Origin of the sequence: Butyrivibrio sp. XBB1001, from assembly GCF_000424505.1 — a bacterium.
Classification (GTDB): domain Bacteria; phylum Bacillota; class Clostridia; order Lachnospirales; family Lachnospiraceae; genus Butyrivibrio.
Genome location: NZ_AUKA01000020.1, coordinates 38941 through 59277, shown reverse-complemented (window position 1 = coordinate 59277; position 20337 = coordinate 38941). Strand labels below are relative to the sequence as shown.

At 40.7% G+C, this 20337-nt stretch carries 27 protein-coding genes, 2 pseudogenes and 1 other annotated feature; of the genes and pseudogenes, 28 read left to right on the top strand and 1 reads right to left on the bottom strand.

Going from position 1 to position 20337, the window contains the following annotated elements:
- The 14 genes and pseudogenes from G631_RS21205 to G631_RS0114345 form a co-directional block, all read left to right on the top strand.
- A pseudogene (locus tag G631_RS21205) lies at window positions 1-494 on the top strand (IS200/IS605 family accessory protein TnpB-related protein); the annotation flags it as partial.
- A gap of 131 nt (window positions 495-625) precedes the next feature.
- Window positions 626-839: a binding site (T-box leader), on the top strand.
- A 123-nt stretch (window positions 840-962) separates the two neighbouring features.
- Window positions 963-1502, top strand: a pseudogene (locus tag G631_RS0114405) (His/Gly/Thr/Pro-type tRNA ligase C-terminal domain-containing protein); the annotation flags it as partial.
- Window positions 1503-1546: 44 nt separating this feature from the next.
- A complete protein-coding gene (locus tag G631_RS0114400) occupies window positions 1547-2104 on the top strand; it encodes a DUF402 domain-containing protein (RefSeq protein WP_026490045.1) in 558 nt (185 codons plus the stop codon).
- Between the two features lie 143 nt (window positions 2105-2247).
- On the top strand, window positions 2248-2742 hold the full coding sequence (locus G631_RS0114395; RefSeq protein WP_051197287.1) for an HIT family protein: 495 nt from the start codon (window positions 2248-2250) through the stop codon (window positions 2740-2742).
- The gene (locus tag G631_RS0114390) at window positions 2735-3451 is read left to right on the top strand and encodes a hypothetical protein (protein WP_026490043.1); all 717 of its coding nucleotides are present in this window, start codon (window positions 2735-2737) and stop codon (window positions 3449-3451) included. Before G631_RS0114395 ends, G631_RS0114390 begins: the two co-directional genes overlap by 8 nt.
- A gap of 113 nt (window positions 3452-3564) precedes the next feature.
- Window positions 3565-4044 (top strand): DNA-deoxyinosine glycosylase, encoded by a 480-nt coding sequence (locus G631_RS0114385; protein ID WP_051197288.1) that lies wholly within the window; start codon window positions 3565-3567, stop codon window positions 4042-4044.
- Window positions 4045-4338: 294 nt separating this feature from the next.
- A complete protein-coding gene (locus G631_RS0114380; protein ID WP_026490041.1) occupies window positions 4339-5097 on the top strand; it encodes a class I SAM-dependent methyltransferase in 759 nt (252 codons plus the stop codon).
- Window positions 5098-5264: 167 nt separating this feature from the next.
- Complete coding sequence (locus G631_RS0114375; protein ID WP_026490040.1) at window positions 5265-5666, top strand: hypothetical protein; 402 nt, start codon at window positions 5265-5267, stop codon at window positions 5664-5666.
- Window positions 5667-5735: 69 nt separating this feature from the next.
- Window positions 5736-6662: a glycoside hydrolase family 43 protein gene (locus G631_RS19365; RefSeq protein ID WP_051197285.1), complete on the top strand. Its 927-nt coding sequence runs from the start codon at window positions 5736-5738 to the stop codon at window positions 6660-6662.
- 156 nt (window positions 6663-6818) lie between these two features.
- Window positions 6819-8252: a TldD/PmbA family protein gene (locus tag G631_RS0114365; protein WP_026490039.1), complete on the top strand. Its 1434-nt coding sequence runs from the start codon at window positions 6819-6821 to the stop codon at window positions 8250-8252.
- A 15-nt stretch (window positions 8253-8267) separates the two neighbouring features.
- Window positions 8268-9545: a metallopeptidase TldD-related protein gene (locus tag G631_RS0114360; RefSeq protein ID WP_026490038.1), complete on the top strand. Its 1278-nt coding sequence runs from the start codon at window positions 8268-8270 to the stop codon at window positions 9543-9545.
- 163 nt (window positions 9546-9708) lie between these two features.
- The gene (locus G631_RS0114355) at window positions 9709-9945 is read left to right on the top strand and encodes a hypothetical protein (RefSeq protein WP_026490037.1); all 237 of its coding nucleotides are present in this window, start codon (window positions 9709-9711) and stop codon (window positions 9943-9945) included.
- A 17-nt stretch (window positions 9946-9962) separates the two neighbouring features.
- Window positions 9963-11198 carry a bacterial transcriptional activator domain-containing protein gene (locus tag G631_RS0114350; protein WP_026490036.1) on the top strand — a complete coding sequence of 412 codons (1236 nt, stop codon included), beginning with the start codon at window positions 9963-9965 and terminating at the stop codon, window positions 11196-11198.
- Window positions 11199-11369: 171 nt separating this feature from the next.
- The gene (locus tag G631_RS0114345) at window positions 11370-12143 is read left to right on the top strand and encodes a GTP pyrophosphokinase (RefSeq protein WP_081671370.1); all 774 of its coding nucleotides are present in this window, start codon (window positions 11370-11372) and stop codon (window positions 12141-12143) included.
- A gap of 44 nt (window positions 12144-12187) precedes the next feature.
- On the opposite strand, the gene G631_RS0114340 is transcribed toward G631_RS0114345, so the two are convergent.
- The gene (locus G631_RS0114340) at window positions 12188-13051 is read right to left on the bottom strand and encodes a class I SAM-dependent methyltransferase (RefSeq protein WP_026490034.1); all 864 of its coding nucleotides are present in this window, start codon (window positions 13049-13051) and stop codon (window positions 12188-12190) included.
- Window positions 13052-13634: 583 nt separating this feature from the next.
- Between G631_RS0114340 and rpsJ the strand changes: the two genes are divergently transcribed.
- The 14 genes from rpsJ (at window position 13635) to rplE (ending at window position 20319) form a co-directional block, all read left to right on the top strand.
- Complete coding sequence (gene rpsJ / locus G631_RS0114335; protein WP_013279995.1) at window positions 13635-13946, top strand: 30S ribosomal protein S10; 312 nt, start codon at window positions 13635-13637, stop codon at window positions 13944-13946.
- Window positions 13947-14113: 167 nt separating this feature from the next.
- A complete protein-coding gene (rplC, locus tag G631_RS0114330; RefSeq protein ID WP_026490033.1) occupies window positions 14114-14797 on the top strand; it encodes a 50S ribosomal protein L3 in 684 nt (227 codons plus the stop codon).
- Between the two features lie 27 nt (window positions 14798-14824).
- Window positions 14825-15448, top strand: coding sequence for a 50S ribosomal protein L4 (gene rplD, locus G631_RS0114325; protein WP_026490032.1), 624 nt, complete (start codon window positions 14825-14827; stop codon window positions 15446-15448).
- The gene (rplW, locus tag G631_RS0114320; protein WP_026490031.1) at window positions 15448-15747 is read left to right on the top strand and encodes a 50S ribosomal protein L23; all 300 of its coding nucleotides are present in this window, start codon (window positions 15448-15450) and stop codon (window positions 15745-15747) included. Before rplD ends, rplW begins: the two co-directional genes overlap by 1 nt.
- Before the next feature lie 95 nt (window positions 15748-15842).
- Entirely contained in the window at window positions 15843-16685 is an 843-nt protein-coding gene (rplB, locus tag G631_RS0114315; protein WP_026490030.1) for a 50S ribosomal protein L2, read from the top strand.
- Window positions 16686-16696: 11 nt separating this feature from the next.
- On the top strand, window positions 16697-16987 hold the full coding sequence (rpsS, locus tag G631_RS0114310) for a 30S ribosomal protein S19 (protein WP_013280000.1): 291 nt from the start codon (window positions 16697-16699) through the stop codon (window positions 16985-16987).
- Between the two features lie 30 nt (window positions 16988-17017).
- Entirely contained in the window at window positions 17018-17413 is a 396-nt protein-coding gene (gene rplV / locus G631_RS19360; RefSeq protein WP_035789867.1) for a 50S ribosomal protein L22, read from the top strand.
- Window positions 17414-17432: 19 nt separating this feature from the next.
- Entirely contained in the window at window positions 17433-18104 is a 672-nt protein-coding gene (gene rpsC, locus G631_RS0114300) for a 30S ribosomal protein S3 (protein ID WP_026490028.1), read from the top strand.
- Entirely contained in the window at window positions 18104-18541 is a 438-nt protein-coding gene (gene rplP, locus G631_RS0114295; RefSeq protein WP_026490027.1) for a 50S ribosomal protein L16, read from the top strand. The genes rpsC and rplP overlap by 1 nt, the downstream gene beginning before the upstream one ends.
- The gene (rpmC, locus tag G631_RS0114290; protein ID WP_013280004.1) at window positions 18531-18740 is read left to right on the top strand and encodes a 50S ribosomal protein L29; all 210 of its coding nucleotides are present in this window, start codon (window positions 18531-18533) and stop codon (window positions 18738-18740) included. Before rplP ends, rpmC begins: the two co-directional genes overlap by 11 nt.
- Window positions 18741-18768: 28 nt before the next feature.
- Window positions 18769-19023 carry a 30S ribosomal protein S17 gene (rpsQ, locus tag G631_RS0114285; protein ID WP_013280005.1) on the top strand — a complete coding sequence of 85 codons (255 nt, stop codon included), beginning with the start codon at window positions 18769-18771 and terminating at the stop codon, window positions 19021-19023.
- A gap of 23 nt (window positions 19024-19046) precedes the next feature.
- A complete protein-coding gene (gene rplN, locus G631_RS0114280) occupies window positions 19047-19415 on the top strand; it encodes a 50S ribosomal protein L14 (RefSeq protein ID WP_013280006.1) in 369 nt (122 codons plus the stop codon).
- 12 nt (window positions 19416-19427) lie between these two features.
- On the top strand, window positions 19428-19757 hold the full coding sequence (gene rplX, locus G631_RS0114275) for a 50S ribosomal protein L24 (protein ID WP_026490026.1): 330 nt from the start codon (window positions 19428-19430) through the stop codon (window positions 19755-19757).
- A gap of 22 nt (window positions 19758-19779) precedes the next feature.
- On the top strand, window positions 19780-20319 hold the full coding sequence (gene rplE, locus G631_RS0114270; protein ID WP_013280008.1) for a 50S ribosomal protein L5: 540 nt from the start codon (window positions 19780-19782) through the stop codon (window positions 20317-20319).
- The last annotated feature ends 18 nt before the right edge of the window (window positions 20320-20337 follow it).

Below are 20337 nucleotides of genomic sequence, written 5' to 3'. Positions count from 1 at the left end.
TTAAAACAGCTAACTTTATCATAGATACAGCCGTAATGTACAATGCTGACACCATAGTTTTTGAACACTTGGACCTTGCAGGTAAAAAGCGTGGCTCTAAGAAACAAAAGCTCCATATGTGGAAGGCAAAGTACGTGCAATCTATGGTAACAGACAAGGCTCACAGACTTTGTATGAGGATATCTCATATTTGCGCATGGGGGACATCACGACTTGCTTTCGATGGCAGTGGCAGAGTTCTTCGAGGTAAGGACGCAGATATGCCAACATATAGTTTGTGTAAATTTCAAAATGGCAAAACATACAACTGTGATCTTAACGCTTCGTATAATATAGCAGCCCGCTATTATATACGAGAAATTTTTAAATCCTGTTCGGTGACGGACAGGTTGGACATTGAGGCTAAAGTCCCTCAGTGCTCTAAGAGAAGCACCTGCACGTTGGCTGACCTTATTAGCTTAAATGCGGTCTTAGACAACATATTAGTTGCCTAAGTACTGAGTTTTAGCCGTATGGACAGAAACGCAGTCCGATGCCCTAAAAGGCAACCACAACGTAGATTGTGGCAATAGGAAGCACGCGACTTTAGTCGTGTGAGGCTTCACAGAATCATTTCAATAACATAAGAAAAGCGTTGACGGAAAGAGTAGTTTGCGATGAATCATCCAGAGAGAATGACATTTGGTGGAAGTCATTTATGAGGATAACAGACGAAAACCATTCCTGAGCTGTAATGCTGAACATCAGTAAGCGTTACCGTATGCCTGCGTCAAAGGATAGGATTTGTTAGAATCTGAAGTGAAAAGTTAAGGTGGAACCGTGCATCATGCACCCTTAAGATCAATGGATCTTTTGGGTGCTTTTTTAGTTTGAAAAACACTATTTCTTATGTTGTTGCAGATACTAATAATCTATTCTAGAAAGGAGCAACACATTATGAAAGTATTACAAAGAGATGGTCAGGTGATGGCGCATTCTACGGGCCTAAGCTTGATTTCCATGTGAAGGATTCTATTGGAAGAACATGGCAGTGCGGAACAATACAGCTTGATTTCCAGCTTCCGCAGAGATTTGATCTTGAGTACATAGGCGAAGATGGTAAGGAGCATCGCCCAATCATGCTTCATAGAGTTGTATTTGGCTCAATAGATCGTTTCATGGGTATATTGATAGAACACTATGCCGGTAAATTTCCTGTCTGGCTTTCACCTGTGCAGGTTAAGGTGTTGCCAGTATCTGATAAATACCTTGATTATGCAAAAGAAATCATGGCAAAGCTCTATGAAGAGGGAATACGTGCAGAACTAGACGATCGTGATGAAAAGCTTGGCTTTAAGATTCGCGAAGCAAGAATGCAGAAGGTTCCGTACATGATAATTGTCGGGGAAAAAGAAAAGGATAACCGTCTTGTTTCTGTCAGACAGCGTGACGCTGAACAGGATAAACAGGAAATTGGGGAGATGGATATGGCAGACTTCATTGATTTGCTGAAAAGAAGTTGAGGATTACATAGACAGAAGAAAAAGATACAGAAAGGATAGCTTAAATGTACAAATGTAGAGTGGTTTATGATGAATGGAAGTCAATGATCAAAAAGCATAGAGAAGGTACGTTTGAAAACTCATCTGATTTCAATGGTTATGTTGGACTTCTCTCAATAGAAGAGGTATCTCAAAAACAGGAATGGAAATATAAGGATGAAACAATAACTGTTTGTGATAATGGTTACAAGTGGCTGACTATAATGCCCAAAGATGATTATTACTGCATTACTGTCATGATGGACAGTGATTACAATATACAGGTAAGCTATATCGATATGATCGATAGTCAGGGGATTGACGATGATGGCGTTCCATTCTTTTATGACTGCTATCTTGATCTTGTGGTATATCCGGATGGATATGTGAAAGTAGATGACAGGGATGAATTGGACGAAGCCCTTCAAAATAGAGATATAAGTAAAGAACAATACGACAGGGCTCTGCAAACAGCTGAAAAGTTGAGACAAACATTCTTTCGCGACTATGATAAATTTATAAGGTTTGTAGATGGAAGATTAAAGTTCATCACTAATACTGATAATACGAAATATCTCAGGTAAAAGAACTTCTTAGGAATAATGAAACAAAGGATGGAGTCTCTATTTTGGCAATACTTTTTGCATTACAGATTTATGAGTATTGACCTTGCCCTAAGGGCATGCTTTATCCTTATAGTTGAAAACTAATATGCAAAGGGGAGACTATGAACAGAAAAGATATTTTGGGGAATGAAATTAAGTCTGAGTGCGTAGGATGCGCAATTGTGCGTGGCGAGGTGAAACTTCCTGGGGGAATTATTTATGACGGGGAGTCGATTATTCTTGCTGCAGATCCTGAGATTCCAATTCCCGGGTTTCTAATAATTACAAGTAAAAGACATATTCAGTCTTTTGCGGAATTAACTGTAGACGAGAGAACTGAGATAGGAAATACAATAGCAATTGCAGAAAGAGCTATAAAGGAGCTGAAAATTGCCGAAACTGTTACATTGGTTCAGGAAGAACGCTCCAAGCACTTTCATATATGGATTTTTCCTAATCAGGAGTGGATGTTGGAAAAATTTGGATATGGGTTGCAGTATCTGCGTGATATCAACGCTTTTGCCAAAGATAATGCTTCTGATGCGGATATTGAGAACGTGATAAGGACTGCCGAAGAAATCAAGAAATACATAGAAAGCGAAGACAAATATGACTAAAATCATTCCAATAAAAGAACTTAAAATAAAAGAAGTGGAAGCAAGAGAGCTTCCTAAGGATATTGAAGAAGGAGTACACGTTTACTGGAATGAACTTACAGCAAAGTACCCAGGGATGTTTAATGGGGCGTTATATTCTGTAATCAATATGGAAAATGATGACGGCATAGTTACGATAACCTGTGAGCCCTCTGATTATGCTCATTACAAATACAGTGAGATCAAGGACATTGGAGAGTATGCATGTAGAAGTATGTATGCAGGTTGCATATTAGTTTCATCTGACAAAAAGCTGTTTGTTTCGTTAAACGGCATAGGCTCAGAGTTTGTGGGAAAGATTCAGGGAATAGGTGGAGTTATGGACCCTTCTGATAGGATTATTGCAGGTAAACTATCACCTTTAGTGACAGCATTTCGAGAGCTTGAAGAAGAGGTTGGAAAGGAAATCAGGGATAGCGTTACTGATATAGGCAAATCATATCTTGTTACTAATGACAATAAGTATGGCTTTCCATTTGTTTTTTATTCAAGCCTTGATTCAGAAACAATTCAACATGACTTTGATTCTTTTAAGAAGGAGACAGGCAGTAATGAGGTTGATAGACTGATTTCTTTTGGAAAAGATGATATGGCTGAACTTGAGAAATATGAATCCAGACAAGATATTGGTATAGTGGATCTTTTGAAAATCATTATGAATGAATTGTAAAAGATGAAACGGAATATTACTTGTCGTTATCTCAATGTATATTAAACGAGGGTTCCAAATTTTGCATACTGGAAGCCGAGTCATTGCAAGAAAAAGTTACGAAAGGGCAGATAATGATTGTTCATCCTATTGATCCGGTTTTTGATAAGGAATCAAAAGCACTGATTTTAGGCAGTTTTCCGTCGGTAAAGTCACGAGAAGCAATGTTTTTTTATGGGCATCCACAGAATAGATTCTGGAAGGTGATAGCATCGATATACGGTGAGGCTATTCCAACTACAGTAGAAGAGAAGAAAGCTCTTTTGCTAAGGAATCATATAGCAGTTTGGGATGTGATAGCCAGTTGTGATATAGAAGGATCGTCTGATTCAAGCATAAAGAATGTGTTGCCCAATGATCTTTCTGTGATCCTGGATAATGCGCAGATTACGGCTATTTATGTCAATGGAAAAACTGCTGAGAAATATTATAAGAAATATATTGAGAAAAAAATAAATAGAAAAGCAGTATGTCTTCCATCGACAAGTCCTGCCAATGCAGCCTGGAATATGGAAAAGCTTCTGGAAGTATGGAAGTGTATAAAAGAAGGCTGAGTAAGGATATGCGGTTGAACTGGAATAGCCAAGGACAATGTGTGAATTGTAAAAGAAGAAATAGGACAACAGATTATTACAGACGGGGGCAAGGTGCTGTTTCAGATATATGGCTTCAAACTTAGAATTTATCTGGGTTTGAAGCTTTTTGCTTTACTAACGATTTAAGATGATATTTAAATATTGCGGAGATGTTCTCAAATACAGCTATTTTATAGGAGAAAACCAATGGTTATGCTAAAATATAGGTATTTTCTAATATTCTAAGCATAGCTATATATGGGAGGATTGTAGATGCGGGATTATAGTGAGCAGCATAAAAAAGCATGGGAGTATGATGCCTATGACTTTTGGGTTAAGACAAGCGGAACACCACAAGAAAGAGCACAGAAGGATATAGCGGATCCAATAGGAATGCTCAAAAAATATGCCGTATATTTTGATTCCTTTGAAGATATAAAGATTGCAAATATCTGCGGATCTTGCGGAAAGAAAGCAATTCCGCTGGCACTTCTTGGGGCAGATGTCACTATTTTTGACATTTCTGAAGATAACAAAAAGTATGCGATGGAAGCAGCAGCTGCTGCAAATACTGAGATTACTTTTGAAGTTGGGGATGTGCTTGACATAGACCTTGGTAGGTATGCTGAATACTTTGATGTAGTTTTCATGGAGGGAGGAATACTTCACTATTTTCACGATATAGATGAGTTTATGAAAATGATGAATGCTATTCTTAAGCCAGGCGGAAAGATAATCTGCAGTGATTTTCATCCTTTTACAAAAATCTATGATAGTTTAAAGCTGGAACAGCCCACGGGGAGCTATTTCTCTACTGATATATTTGAAGGTGAAATGGCACATGCCAGATTTTATGACGAAGAAATAAGAAAAAGCATGCCTAAATGCAGTTATAGGAAATACACGATAAGTGAAATCATAAATTCTATGCTAAGAAATGGATTTTCTTTAAAACAGTTTGATGAGCACCCTTCATGGGAAGATGAAAGGCTGCCTGGTGAGTTTACTGCGATTGGAATTAAGTGTTGCTAATAAGAGGCATGGGTATGGAAGAATTATCATTGTTTTAAGTGAACCGGGTCCATTCTGGGGCCTAAAATAGCAGTATTTGAGCAGTGCATATTTCATTTTGAAGAGTGCACTGCTTTTTTTATTTGTATAATTAGTCAGTACCAAATAAATATTCAGAGAGGGTAGTTATGGGTAATTGGGGCGATGATGTAGATTATGAAGCAAAAGAGATAAAGGATTTCGACGGACGTTTTACTATCAATTTCAAAAAAATCTATATGGACGTAGATGAGATTTCTGAAAAGACGCTTGAAGTTACAGACAAGCATCCCAAGGATTCACTGATGAAGCTTTGGGCAGGAACAATGGTGGGGATATTTATCTTTATGCTGCTTAGTTATCAGGTCTTTGCACTGGTGATGATCGTTTTTATAGCTTTTTATCTTATAGCACTTTTCAGGATTTCCAAATGCTGGAGAGAGTTTAAGTATAATGTGCTTGTTTTCTGGCTTGTGAGTTTTCTGGCTATGGGAGGCTTGTTTGCACTTTCGAGAGTGGTTCAAAGCGCTATTGTGAATGTCATTTTGTGAAAGCAGGACACGTCCATCGTTTTGCGAGGACCTGATTCAATTTTTGAATATATAAAGGAGGAGAGAAAAATGGGAGAAAAGAGTTTTCATGAGAATCCAATAATAAAGGACATTTATACGGCGGATCCAGCGCCAATGGTGTATGGGGATACTTTATATCTTTATACCACACATGATGAGGATGAGCTGGAAAATGATTTTTATACAATGAAGGACTGGCGCTGCTTTTCCACCAAGGATATGGTGAACTGGACAGACCACGGAGCAATCTTTTCACTTGATGATATTGAGTGGGCGGACACAAGAGCCTGGGCGCCTCAGGCAATAGAGAGAAATGGCAAGTTTTATCTATACTGCCCTGTGCACAAGAAAGATGGCGGAATGGCAATTGCTGTAGGAATCTCTGATTCACCTGTAGGACCTTTTAAGGATCTTGGCTATCCACTTGTTGATGAAGGAGACTGGAATGATATTGATCCTACAGTATTTATCGATGATGATGGCCAGGCTTATCTGTACTTTGGAAATCCGGAGCTTAGGTATGTCCTTCTAAATGAGGATATGATCTCCTATAACAAGGAAATTGGAATAGTAAAGGTTCCTATGACAGAGGAGGCTTTTGCAAAGGGAAGCCACGATACAGGCACATCCTACGGCGAGGGCCCTTGGTTTTATAAGAGAAATGGCCTATATTACATGGTTTATGCAGCCTTTGGAGTTGGCAGGCAGAATGAGCATCTTGCATATTCAACTTCAAAGAATCCTACAGGCCCATGGACCTATGGCGGTGTCCTCATGACTGAGGAGGGCGGCGTATTTACAAACCATCCTGGAATTGCTGATTTTAAGGGGCATTCATATCTCTTTTACCATACAGGAGAGCTTCCTGGAGGAAGTCTCTTCCACAGAAGCGTCTGCGTAGCGGAGTTTTCCTACAACGAAGATGGGACAATTGATGTAATCGATAAATGCAATGGTGTTGATAAAATTGACTGATACAACGTGCTGAAACTTTAAAGGACTAAAATAATAATTGCAAGCAAGGAAACTCCCAATTATAATGGTGATTGCGTGGGAGTTTCCTTTTTTTTTCTTATATAATGAGAGGAATTGACGAATGTACGTGACAAAAAGTTTTGAAAGGGGATATATATGAAGGCTAAATTTTCAACTTATTTAACTGAAATGGCACCTGGTCTTAAGGCGCTTATAGCCGAGCTTGGCAAGAGCTACGATTATGTAAGCGTTCTTGCTACCGATACTGTTGGCTTTAAAATGAGAGCTTCACAGAAGGTTAAGGTCATTGCAGGCCAGACAATGGTAACAGAGCGAGGCAATGTTGTGAGGGTATACAAGGACGGCCTCTACAGCGAGTATGCTTTTAACTTATTTGATTCTACTAAGGTAGAAGAGATGGCTGCCAAGATAAAGAAGGCATTAGATAGCCAGTTAGAGGTGCTTAAGGCGACAGAGTCAGAAGTTTACATTACTGACAAACTTTCTGATGAGCCACAGGAGCTGTTTGTGGAAATGGAAACTACAGATATGCCAGAGGATGCAGATCTTGATGCACTTATCCAGAAACTCCAGAAGATAAGTGACAGAGGAAAGGCTCTGTCTGATGAGATCATTGACTGCGCTGTTAATGCTGAGTCTAACCATATCTGCAAGATGTTCCTTACAGCTAACAGAGACCTTCGCCAGAGCTATGTTTACTCTACTGCAGGTCTATTAATGGTGGGTTCTAGAAACGGCAAGACTGATCAGGCCTATAATGCTCTTTCTGACAGAGAAGGCCCTGCTATATTTGATGGCCTTGAGGAATATCCGGAAAAGACCTATGAGGAGCTTTCAGCTAACCTTGGCGCTGAGCGCGTGATCCCAGGCGAATACGATGTTATCACAACTCCAGAGGTTACTGGCCTTATCGCCCATGAGGCTTTTGGCCATGGCGTTGAAATGGATATGTTCGTAAAAAAGAGAGCGCTTGGCCAGGAGTATATTGGCAAGAGAGTAGGCTCAGATATAGTAACAATGCATGAGGGAGCCCTTGTATGCAAGGATGCATCAAGCTATGCATTTGATGATGAGGGAACACTTGCTGGGGATGTAGTAGAGATTCAGAACGGCATATTGAAAACTGGCGTTTGTGATGCTCTGTCAGCTCTGCGTCTTGGAACAGTTCCTACAGGAAATGGTAAAAGAGAAAACTTTGAACACAAGGTTTACACCAGAATGACAAACACTATGTTTGACAGTGGCGTAAGTACCAAGGAAGAGATGATAGCTTCTATTAAGAAGGGATATCTTTTGTCTGGATTCTTCTCAGGAATGGAAGATCCAAAGCATTGGGGAATCCAGTGTATTATCGCAAGAGGATATGAGATCATTGATGGTAAGCTTACTGGCAAGGTTGTTGCACCAGTCATTCTTACAGGATATGTGCCTGATCTTCTCAAATCTATCAGCATGACAAGTAAAGATTACGTATCCTTTGGAAGTGGAATGTGCGGTAAAGGTCACAAAGAGTGGGTCAAGACAGTTGATGGTGGCCCATACCTTAAGTGCAGAGCAAGATTAGGTTGATGCCGGGAGGGGAATATGACAGACAAGATCATTGAATTATTAAAAGAGTCCAGTGCTGATGCCTGGGCTATTACAGATAAAGTTACACAGGCCTGGGAGTTTTACTTCATTGGCCATAAATTAGACCAGAACAGGGTTCGCGACGTAGAGCACATTCAGGTTGATGTTTTCAGAAAGCTTCAGGATGGAAAGCTTCTTGGCAAGGCTTCAGAGGAAATCGCACCAACTGCAACAGTGGAAGAAGCTAAAAAGATTATTGAGCAGCTTTCAGAGAGAGCAACCTTTGCACCTAATCCATACTATGAGCTTACCAAGGAAACGGTGCAGGTTGAAAACAAGACCTACGATCCGCAGGAGATAGCTAAAGAGTTCATAGAAGCAATGCAGCAGGTTCCTGAAACTGACGGAGAGTATATCAATTCTTACGAGATTTTTGCTGAGAGCTGCAAGAGAAGATTCATTAATTCTGAGGGCGTTGATGTTACTGTAACCTACCCTAATTCTATGGTAGAGGTTGTTGTTAATGCCAAGAATAAGGAGCATGAGATCGAGCTTTATAGGATGTACAAGGCTGGCACCTGCGACAAGGATCATCTGGTAAAAGAAATCACGGATACGCTCAAGTTTGGTAAGGACAGGCTTGTTACTAAGCCTACACCAAATCTCGAAAAGGCTACAGTTCTTTTCTCAACAGAGGATGCTAAGGCTCTTTTCCAATGGGCAGCTATGAACATGCATGCAGCCTACAAATTTATGGGTTATTCCAAATTTGAAGCCGGCAAAGAGATTCTTGAAGACGTTACGGGTGACAAGATCACAATCAAGGCGGTAAAAGAACTTCCTAATTCCTCTAATAATATTGCAGTGGATTCAGAAGGATCTCCAGTTCATGACATGTACATTATAAAAGACAATGTGGCTCAGAATTATTGGGGCGATTGCCAGTTCCGCCATTATATGGGAGTTAAGGATTCATTTATCGTAGGAAACTTTGCAGCTGAGGGCGGCAGCAGTACTGAAGCTGAGCTTAGATGCGGCAAGTATCTTGAACCAGTTGAGTTTTCTGATTTTGGCGTAGATGAAATTACAGGCGACATAGCAGGAGAAATACGTCTGGCATATCTTCATGATGGAGATAAGGTAACTATTGTGAGCGGAGGATCTGTTTCAGGAAACTTAAATGAACTTATGAAAAATGCCAGATTTTCCAAGGAACTTAAACAGTATAACAACATTGTTGTTCCGGCAGTTGTGAAGCTTGAAAACGTTACTATTGCAGGAGCTGAAGGATAAGACGATATTTCTTTTGCCTTTCCACTATTGCTCAGTGAATCATAAAAAATACAATCTACGACAAAAAAAGTTCATTTTGCGACAATTATGATTGTGAAACAAATTTTCATGCTAGAGTATTATTATAGAAACAAAATGTCTTCATGATTATGAGGAGTGCGGTATGGATCATATATATAACAATGAAGGCTATTTGCTTGTGAGAGAGAACCACTATTGTGAGCATTGGGAGCCTGACGATGGAGCACTGGTTCCTATGAAAGAATGCTGGTGCTGCAAATGGGCCAGATTCTCAGCAGATAGTGGTAATCTTCACAGCGAAAGCGTAGGTGTATGTTGCTATAGTGGCAACAAAGAAGATTTTACTGACAAAGAAATTAGTTGCAACAAGATAGGTTGACCGATAGGGGTATTGGTATGACTAATGGAAAAAAGGTAAAACTGCAAATACAATTATTTGGCGGTCTTGCTATTACTTATGAAGGCAAAAGTATTTCTATAGGCAAGAACAAGACGTCTAAATATATACAGCTTTTGGAAATAGTGTGGCTTAGCGGCAAAGATGGAATATCTAAGGATAGCCTTATGAATATTCTTTACGACCGGGAAGAACAGTCCAATCTCAACAATAGTTTCAACAATCTCATCTATCAGATGCACAAACAGCTCAAGAAATCGGGACTTCCTGATTGCGACTATGTAGTGAATGTGGATGGTGTTTTTTACACTGATGAAAATGTGGAAATCACATCAGATGCCGTGGATTTTTTTGATCTGGTCACCAAGGCTAGAGAGGCTAATGATCAGGCAGAGGAGATGAAACTCTATAAGGAAGCCTTTGATCTGTACAGGTCAGAACTATTGCCAGAGCTTTCAACTCAGGAATGGGTCATCATAAAGAGTGTACAGCTTCAGAAGATGTATTCAGAGTGTGTTGTTGCTCTTGGTGAGTATTATAACAAGAGAAAAGACTATGAATCCATGTTTAGGATCTACAAGAAGGCAGCAGATCTTTATCCTGATGATGAGTGGCAGATTGGTGAGATTAATGCGCTTATAGGAATGGACAGCTACAAGGAAGCATACAGGGTATACAACGAAACTGTAAGGTACTACACTGATGAACTAGGAGTAACACCTAGTAACGATTTGATGGATTGCTACAATAAGATGAGCCGCCAGATCACCAACATGCCCAGTAAGATATTGCAGATCCGTGATGATATTCTGGAACATCGCGAGAATGTAGCAGGGCACAGTAGTGGAGCTTATGACTGCTCGTATCCTAGCTTTATCGATGCTTACCACATTCTGAGCCGTAACATGGAGAGAACTGGCCAGTCTGTTTATATGATGCTACTTACTCTTGTGGACTATGAGGGTAAAAAGATCTCTAATCAGAGCAAGCTAGAAACAAAAGGAAGACTTCTTCAGGAAGCAGTTTCTTATACTCTAAGACAGGGTGACACCTACTGCAAATATTCATCTTCACAGTACCTTCTTTTACTGGTTGGAACCAGCAAAGAGAGCTGCAAGATAGTTTACAGACGTATTCTTACCAAGTATAAGATGCTGGCAGGGCCTAGAGCCGAGATAGATTATAGTGTGGTTTCATTGGCAGATCTGCCTGAAAGACTGGCAGAAGCCAGGTGATACAAGTTAAATAGGGGATTGTGGTTTATTATGAGGATTCCGCGTGGCTTTTTGCTACGCGGAATTTTGGGCTTATGGCGGTAAGAAAAACTTAATATTATCTTCACAGATAGTTAAAACAATCTTGGTATACTATGCATAGAAGTAAGCAATGAAAGGGGAGTGAAGTCTATGGCATTAGAGCATATTGACTACTCAGGTATAGATTTTACTATGATTAGAGGGAGAATGAAGGAATTAGAGGAATTGGAAGAATTAGACAACTTAACTTCGGTGGAGAATGTTTCTCTAGATGATGTTGAAAAAGTTCTCAAGCTTAAGGACCAGGTAAAAGAATTTCAGATTCTGATGATGAAATATGATTGCGCATTATCAGAAGTTAGAACTAAGCTGGATGTACTTAATAAAGAGCTATCACTTAGAAATAACAGAAATCCATTCGAATCAATTAAAATGAGATTAAAGACTCCTGTCAGCATCTATCAGAAACTTGCTGGCAAGGGCGTTGATTTTACTATCGAAAATATAAATGAGAATCTTTCAGATATAGCAGGCATCAGAGTTATCTGCTCATTTGTGGACGACATTTATATGCTTGCAGATTGCCTGGCTAATCAGGATGATATAACAGTTATCCAGAAAAAGGATTATATCGAAAGTCCCAAGGAAAGCGGCTATAGAAGTTTGCACCTTATTATAGAAGTACCTATTTTCCTGACTCAGGAAAAAGAGTATATGAAGGTTGAGGTTCAGTTTAGAACTATAGCGATGGATTTCTGGGCCAGCCTCGAACATCAAATGAAGTATAAAAAGAATATAGAGAATCAGGACGTAATTTCTGATGACCTTAAGTTTAGCGCAGATCTTATCAATCAGCTGGACCTTCGAATGCAGCAGATCAGAGAGAAGATTGATGCAAGTGAAGACATAAGGTTACATGACTGATAAAAAAGGACGATTCACGAGAATCGTCCTTTTTTATGCCAAGTTTATAGAGCTGTCCACCTGCCACTTGCACCACATGGGAGCACGAGCCCATTACTCTTGACGGGAAGACCAATTTCCTGAGCTTCTACAGTGCCCTTGTGTATAGGGTCAAGAACTGTGTGCAGCATGTAAGATAATACTGCAGGCTGAAGTCCTGTTGTATATGAATTGATCAAAAAGAAAAGTGGCTTATCAGATAGAAGCTGCGCAGTTTCCTTGATGAACGGGAATACGCTGTCTTCAATCTTCCAGATTTCACCCTTTGGACCCCTTCCGTATGAAGGCGGATCCATGATGATTCCATCATACTTGTTCCCTCTTCTTATTTCTCTTTCTACTAATTTAACACAGTCATCCACGAAATATCTGATAGGGGCATCTGCCAGGCCTGATGATGCCGCATTTTCTTTGGCCCAGCCTACCATCCCCTTGGAGGCATCAACGTGAGTTACACTGGCTCCAGCCTTGGCAGCAGATACTGTAGCACCGCCTGTATAAGCAAAGAGATTTAATACTTTGATTGGTCTGTTTGCTTCCTTTATTAATGAAGAGAACCAATCCCAGTTAGTAGCCTGTTCTGGGAAAAGTCCTGTATGCTTGAAACTAAAGGGCTTAAGATTAAATGTAAGATCCTTATAATTAATGGACCACTCTTCAGGGAGATTTCTGAATTCCCATTCACCGCCACCTTTGTTGCTGCGGTGATAGTGACCGTTGAATTTCTTCCAGCCAAAATGCTTCTTGTCTGTATTCCATATAACCTGAGGATCTGGACGTACAAGAATATAGTCACCCCAGCGTTCTAACTTCTCGCCATTTGAAGTGTCTATTACCTCGTAGTCTTTCCATCCGTCTGCAATCCACATAAATGTATTCCTTCCTATAATTATTTCTATATAATAATGAAACTATGATGATCAACTATAATAATGAACTATATTTATCAGATTGAAAACATGATTATAAAGTCTTAATAAATGTTTATAGTTCCATAATAGTCTTTTGAGCCATATTATGTTAACATCTGTTCTTGGTTAAGTCATTAAAAACAGTCAATAGATTAAAATAGATCAAGAAATCTAATCGAAAAACGCTGATTTTGCGATAAAAGTGATTAATTTTAAAAAAGTAGTTGCATATCAGAAAAAAATGTTTTATACTCATAAACGCTGTGACATGATAGCTATGAAGCGTGAGGTTGCTGCTTATCCAGTTGAGCAGGTTTTCCGTGGAGCGAATGTCTAGGGCCAGCTTTAAAGGCCAAACAAACTGACGACAAGTCACTGTACAGTAAATTGAAGTCTGCCGACTTAACCCAAGGCAGAAACGACGTGCAAAGTGTTCGGGAGAACTTTGTTTATAATGAAGTTTTGGACACACACGGGAGAGTGTACAGTCACCGCTTGTCGTACTTAATTCAAAAAGTGCGAAAAGGAGGCGACTTTTTTTATGGCAAATCAGGTAATGAGAATTACACTTAAGGCTTATGATCATCAGCTTGTTGATGCATCTGCCAAGAAGATTATCGAGACAGTCAAGAAGAACGGATCACAGGTTTCTGGACCAGTTCCACTTCCTACTAAGAAGGAAGTTGTTACTATCTTAAGAGCTGTTCACAAGTACAAGGATTCTAGAGAACAGTTCGAGCAGAGAACACACAAGAGACTTATCGATATCATTACACCAACATCTAAGACAGTTGAGGCTCTTCAGAGACTCGAGATGCCAGCTGGTGTAAACATCAATATCAAGATGAAATAATAGCCAACCCGGTTATTGTTCATTATAAAAAGAAACAATTCATTCACCTCTACTAGTATGATGCGAGACGCATGATGCCGTGATAACTGGAGAATTGCAAAGAGCAATTGAAGCGACATTGCGAATGAAGTAAGCATCCGCTGTAGATGTAATAAGGAGGTAAAAACATGAAGAAGGCTATTTTAGCTACAAAGGTCGGAATGACCCAGATCTTCAAAGAAGATGGTTCACTGGTTCCTGTAACTGTTCTTCAGGCAGGACCATGCGTAGTAACACAGATCAAGACAGTTGAGAACGATGGTTACAGCGCTGTTCAGGTTGGTTTTGTTGACAAGAAGGAAAAGGTTGTTAACAAGGACAAGAACGGTAACAAGACAATCTACCATCGTCACGGCGCAACAAAGGCTGAGCAGGGACATTTCAAGAAGGCTGGAGTTTCTTGCAAGAGATATGTAAGAGAGTTCAAGTTTGAGAACGCTGCTGAGTACGAGCTTGGCGCTGAAATCAAGGCTGATATCTTCGCAGAAGGCGACAAGATTGATGCAACAGCTGTTTCAAAGGGAAAAGGATTCCAGGGTGCTATTAAGAAGAATGGTCAGCACAGAGGACCTATGGCACACGGTTCTAAGTTCCACCGTCATCAGGGTTCTAATGGTTCAAGTTCAGATCCTAGCCGCGTATTTAAGGGCAAGGGAATGCCTGGTCACATGGGCAGCGTAAAGGTAACAGTTCAGAATCTTGAGGTTGTTAGAGTAGATGCTGACAAGAATCTTATTCTTGTAAAGGGCGCTATTCCTGGACCTAAGAAGGGACTTGTTGCAATCAAGGAAACCGTTAAGGTTGTAGGCTAATAGAACGCGAAAGGAGGAACCATACAGATGGCTAATGTATCTGTTTACAATATGGAAGGCAAAGAAGTTGGCAAGATCGAATTAAACGACGCTATCTTCGGAGTTGAAGTAAATGAACATCTCGTACACTTGGCAGTTCTTCAGCAGCTTGCTGACAACCGTCAGGGTACACAGAAAGCAAAGACACGTTCTGAAGTTTCCGGAGGCGGAAGAAAGCCTTGGAGACAGAAGGGAACAGGTCATGCTAGACAGGGATCTATCAGAGCACCTCAGTGGAAGGGTGGCGGAGTTGTATTCGCTCCAGTTCCAAGAGATTACTCTTTCAAGATGAACAAGAAGGAGAAGAGAGCTGCTCTTAAGTCTGCTCTTACAGATAAGGTTCTTAACAACAACGTTGTTGTAGTTGATGAGCTCAAGTTTGATGAGATCAAGACAAAGAGATTCGCAGAGGTTATGAACAACCTCAAGGCTACACGTAAGGCACTTGTTGTACTTGCTGACAATGATCAGAACGTAGTACTTTCTGCAAGAAACCTTGCTGAGGCTAACACAACACTTACAAACACACTTAATGTGTATGATATCGTAAACGCTAGAACACTCGTCCTTACAAAGGATGCAGTTGCTAAGATTGAGGAGGTGTATTGCTAATGGCAGCTTTACAGTATTATGACGTAATCCTTAAGCCAGTTATCACTGAGAAGAGCATGGCTGGCATGAGCGAGAAGAAGTACACTTTCCTTGTTAATCCTGAAGCTAACAAGACACAGATCAAGGAAGCTGTAGAGAAGATGTTCGAGGGAACAAAGGTTGCTAAAGTCAACACAATCAATGCTGCTGGTAAGAGAAAGAGACGTGGCATGATCGTAGGCTTCACAGCTAAGACAAAGAAGGCAATCGTTCAGCTTACAGAAGATAGCAAGGACATCGAGATCTTCCAGGGACTCTAATTCATAACTAATAACTATACGTACGGATCCAGATTGAGTCCGGGGTCCAAATGAGTAATCATTAGATACGTGATAAATAAAAAGGAGAAATAATCATGGGAATTAAGAAATACGGCCCATATACCCCATCCAGAAGGAACATGACTGGATCTGATTTCTCAGAGATTACAAAGTCTACTCCAGAGAAGTCACTCGTTGTTTCAAAGAACAGCAAGGCTGGTCGTAACAACCAGGGTAAGATCACAGTTAGACATCGCGGATGCGGCGGCAGAGTTAAGTACAGAATCGTAGATTTCAAGAGAAATAAGGACGATATGCCTGCAAAGGTTATCGGAATTGAGTATGATCCTAACAGATCAGCTAATATCGCACTTATCCAGTACGAGGATGGCACAAAGGCTTATATCCTTGCACCTAACGGATTAACAGATGGCATGACAGTTATGAACGGTGCTAACGCTGAAGTTCGTGTTGGTAACTGCCTCCCACTTTCACAGATTCCTGTCGGTGAAAACGTACATAACGTTGAGCTTTATCCTGGAAAGGGCGGACAGATGGTTCGTTCAGCTGGTAACGCAGCTCAGCTTATGGCTAAGGAAGGAAAGTATGCTACACTTCGTCTTCCTTCAGGCGAAATGAGAATGGTTCCTATCGAGTGCCGTGCAACAATCGGTGTTGTAGGAAATGGTGATCACAACCTTATTAACTATGGTAAAGCAGGTCGTGTACGTCACATGGGTATCCGCCCAACAGTTCGTGGTTCTGTTATGAACCCTAACGACCATCCACACGGTGGTGGTGAAGGTAGAGCTCCTATCGGACGTTCTGGCCCTAGCACACCTTGGGGTAAGCCAGCTCTTGGTTATAAGACACGTAAGGCTAAGAAGGCTTCTAACAAGCTCATCGTAAGAAGAAGAAACGGTAAAGCCATCAAATAAGGAGGAATAAAATGTCTAGATCACTTAAAAAGGGACCTTTTGCAGACGCAAGCCTGCTCAAGAAGATAGATGCTATGAACGCAGAGGGCCAGAAGCAGATAGTTAAGACATGGTCACGTCGTTCTACAATTTTCCCGTCTTTTGTTGGACACACAATTGCTGTTCATGACGGAAGAAAGCATATTCCTGTATATGTTACTGAAGATATGGTTGGACACAAGCTCGGTGAGTTTGTTCCTACAAGAACATTCAGAGGACATGCTGGAAATTCTCCCGCAGAGAGAAAGAGCAGCGTAAACTAATTATTTGTTCGACGAAAGGAGGTTTAATCCATGGAAAACGAGATCAAGCATAGATCTAAAATTAAAAGAGAAAGAAATCGTGACAATAAAGAAACAAGACCTTTTGCAAAGTTATCTTATGCAAGAATACCAGTTCAGAAGGCATGCTTCGTCATGGATGCTATCAGAGGTAAGGATGTAGAGACTGCACTTGCAATTCTCGAGTACAATCCTAGATACGCTTCAAGCGTAATCTACAAGCTTCTTGCAAGCGCTGTAGCTAACGCTGAGAACAACAAAGGTATGAACAGAGCTAATCTTTATATTGCTGAGTGCACTGCTTCAAACGGACCTATCATGAAGAGAATCCAGCCTAGAGCACAGGGCAGAGCATACAGAATCAATAAGAGAATGAGTCATCTGACTGTTATTTTGGACGAGAGATAATTGAAAGGAGAACCTAGAAATGGGACAGAAAGTTAATCCTCATGGCCTCAGAGTTGGTGTTATCGCTGACTGGGACTCAAAGTGGTATGCTGAGTCAGCAGATTTCGCCAATAATCTGGTAGAAGATTACAATATCAGAAAATTTCTGAAGAAGAAGTTATATGCAGCTGGTGTTTCTAAGATCGAGATCGAGAGAGCATCAGATAGAGTTAAGGTTATCGTTTACACAGCTAAGCCTGGTGTTGTTATCGGTAAGGGCGGAGCTGAAATCGAAGTAACTAAGAAGGAGCTTTCAAAGCTCACAGACAAGAAGGTTCTTGTTGACATTAAGGAAATCAAGAAGCCTGATAAGGATGCACAGCTTGTTGCAGAGAACATCGCTCAGCAGCTTGAGAACCGTGTATCATTCAGAAGAGCAATGAAGTCATGCATGAGCAGAACAATGAAGACAGATGCACTTGGTATCAAGGCATGCTGCTCTGGCCGTCTTGGCGGTGCTGATATCGCTCGTTCAGAGTTCTACAGCGAGGGAACTATTCCTCTTCAGACTCTTAGAGCTGACATCGATTATGGTTTTGCTGAAGCAGATACAACCTACGGTAAGGTTGGTGTTAAGGTATGGATCTACAAGGGTGAAGTACTTCCAACCAAAGCAGGTGAGAGTTCAGATAAGGAAGGGAGCGATAAATAATGTTAATGCCAAAGAGAGTTAAGCACCGCAAGCAGTTCCGCGGTTCAATGGCTCATAAAATTACTCGTGGTAACACAATCACTTATGGTGAGTACGGAATTGTTGCGCTTGAGCCTTGCTGGATCAACTCAAACCAGATTGAGGCAGCCCGTGTTGCTATGACACGTTTCATCAAGCGTGGTGGTCAGGTTTGGATCAAAATCTTCCCTGACAAGCCTATCACATTAAAGCCTCTCGGAACACGTATGGGTTCTGGTAAGGGTGCAACTGATAGATGGGTAGCTGTTGTTAAGCCAGGTCGTGTAATGTTCGAAATCGGCGGAGTTGCCGAGGCCGATGCTAGAGAAGCTCTTCGTCTTGCGACACATAAGCTTCCTTGCAGATGCAAGATCGTTTCAAAGGCTGATTTGGAAGGCGGTGTATCTAATGAAAACTAATAAGTATGTAGAAGAGCTTCTGGCTAAGTCTGCTGAAGAGCTCCAGACAGAGCTTGTTTCTGCAAAGAAAGAGCTTTTTAACCTTAAGTTCCAGAACGCTACAAACCAGTTGGATAATACAGCAAGAATTAAAGAAGTAAGAAGAAATATTGCAAGAATCCAGACTGTAATCACACAGAATGCTAAGGCTGCTAACTAAGCCTCATACTAAATAAGGAGAAATAATCGTGGAAAGAAATTTAAGAAAAACGCGTGTTGGTAAAGTAACAAGCGATAAGATGGATAAGACCATCACAGTTTCCATTGAGGACCATGTAAAGCATCCTCTTTACAAGAAGATCGTAAAGAGAACTTACAAGCTTAAGGCTCATGACGAGAACAATGAGTGCCGTATCGGTGACACAGTTAAGGTCATGGAAACAAAGCCTATCTCCAAGGATAAGAGATGGAGACTTGTATCCATAATTGAGCGTGCAAAGTAATCATAAAATAAAGGAGAAATATCATGATTCAGCAGGAAAGTAGACTGAAGGTCGCTGATAACACTGGTGCTAAAGAGCTTCTTACAATCCGTGTTATGGGTGGATCTACAAGAAGATATGCGAGAATCGGCGACACAATAGTAGCTTCTGTTAAAGAAGCAACACCCGGTGGAGTTGTAAAGAAGGGTGATGTAGTTAAGGCTGTTGTCGTTCGTACAGTTAAAGAGACACGTCGTAAGGACGGTTCCTACATCAGATTTGATGAGAACGCTGCTGTTGTTATCAATGAAGATGGTACGCCTAAGGGAACACGTATTTTTGGACCCGTAGCTAGAGAGCTTCGTGAGAAAAAGTTCATGAAGATCCTTTCTCTTGCTCCGGAAGTATTATAAGGAGGCGCCCATATGTCAACAAGTAAGATCAAAAAGGGTGATATGGTTCAGGTTATCGCCGGTGGTGAAATCAACAAGAAGGGTAAAGTCCTTTCAGTTGATCAGAAGAATGGAAAGGTTATCGTAGAAGGCGTTAATAAGGCCATCTGCCACGAGAAGCCTTCTGCAAAGAATCCTAATGGCGGAATTGTTGAGCGTGAAGCTGCGCTTGATATCTCAAATGTTATGTATCTTCATAACGGACAGCCTACCAAGATCGGATTCAAAGTTGAAAAGGATGAGAATGGTAAGGTTGTAAAGAAAAACCGCATCGCTAAAAAGACTGGTGAGGTTATCGACTAATTAAGAAAGGAGGTATATAACGTTGAGTAGATATAAGGATTTATACAAGAACGAGATCGTTGATGCTATGACAAAGAAGTTCGGTTACAAGAACGTAATGGAAGTTCCAAAGCTCGACAAGATCGTTATCAATATGGGTGTTGGAGAAGCAAAGGAGAATGCTAAGCTTCTTGAGAACGCTGCAAACGACATGGCTATTATTTCTGGCCAGAAGCCTGTTATTACAAAGGCTAAGAAGTCTATCGCTAACTTCAAACTGAGAGAGGGTATGCCTATCGGATGTAAGGTAACACTTCGTGGTGACAAGATGTACGATTTCCTTGATCGTCTTGTAAACCTTGCACTTCCTCGTGTACGTGACTTTAGAGGTATCAACCCTAACTCATTCGATGGTAGAGGAAACTATGCTCTTGGTATCAAGGAGCAGCTTATCTTCCCTGAAATCGAGTATGATAAGATTGATAAGACAAGAGGTATGGATATCATTTTCACAACAACAGCTAAGACAGATGAGGAGGCTCGTGAGCTTCTTACACTGTTCAATATGCCTTTTGCAAAGTAATTATAGGAGGGAATAGAA